A 1,220-nucleotide genomic window follows, 5' to 3' on the forward strand; every position below is an offset into this window, starting at 1 on the left:
CGCTCCTTTAGACTTGCGGTGTATTGAAAGAATAGGAGTAGGTACTTACATTTAAAGAGAGAAAGGGAGCCAAAGTACACTAAGACATGCGCTCTGAGCTAGGAACTCACAGGCTGATTCAGACTTTGGACTCCCTCTTCATCCTTAGCTCACATAGAAATCTGGGCCAGCAGCCCATTAGCAAGGAGATGAGCCTTAGGGATGAAGTTCTCCCTTCACTTTCTTACTAACAAATCTATGAAAAAGATCTTTATCGGCATTGACATCAGCAGCAAGACGCTGGACATCTGCCTGCAATCAGAGCAGGGCTTGACTCATCTGTCCATGGCCAATCAACCCAAAGCTATTGACGGCTTCTTCAAGAAGCTCACCGGTCAGCCCGTGGTAGTAGCCATGGAGAACACGGGGCGCTACAACTGGCCGCTCTACCAGGTACTGGCTCAGTACGACTTTCAGGTCTACGTGCTCTCGGCCCTGCACCTGAAAAAGAGCCTGGGCCTGATCAGGGGCAAGACTGACAAAGTAGATGCCCAGCGTATCTGCCACTACATCCGAAAGCACTACCAGGACTGTTTGACCTGGCAGCCAGCCCAGCCAACCGTACAGAAGATCAAGGTCTTACTGGCTCAGCGCCTGTCTAGAATCAAGATCAAACGAATGCTCATAGCTCAACAGGCCGAGTTCAGTCTGCTGAAAGAGCTAGGCCTAGATCAGCCTCTGGGTAAGCTCAACCAGCAGTTGATCGACTCGCTACAAGAGCAAATCCAGCGCCTGGAGGAGCAGATCCAGCAGCTCATCCAGGCTGACGAGCAGACCCGAAAGCAGGCTCAGTTCATCAGTTCAGTGCCCGGTGTGGGGAAGGTAACCTGCTGGATGATGCTGGCCAGGACAGAGGGTTTTACCCTGATAACTGACCCCAGAAAGATGGCCTGCTACTGTGGGGTGGTACCCTTTGAGCATCAGTCTGGCAGCTCCCTGAGGCGAAGGCCGCGCGTGTCTCACTATGCTGATAAGAGCATGAAGAGCGTCTTGCATATGGCGGCCATGCGAGCCGTCAGGCTGGATAACCGGCTACGGGATTACTACCAGCGCAAAGTAGCCGAAGGCAAGAACAAGATGTCAGTCCTGAATGCGGTCAGAAACAAGATCATTCACCTGATATTCGCCCTGATAAAAAATCAGACAACCTACCAGAACAACTTGCATTTGTCATAGAAATC

At 51.5% G+C, this 1,220-nt stretch carries 1 protein-coding gene; it reads left to right on the forward strand.

All coding sequences use genetic code 11. The annotated features are described in order from the left end of the window. Positions 1-237: 237 nt before the first annotated feature. Entirely contained in the window at positions 238-1,215 is a 978-nt protein-coding gene (locus JTN23_RS25725; RefSeq protein ID WP_247237997.1) for an IS110 family RNA-guided transposase, read from the forward strand. The last annotated feature ends 5 nt before the right edge of the window (positions 1,216-1,220 follow it).

The organism is Telluribacter roseus, assembly GCF_017355915.2.
Lineage (GTDB): Bacteria > Bacteroidota > Bacteroidia > Cytophagales > Spirosomataceae > Telluribacter.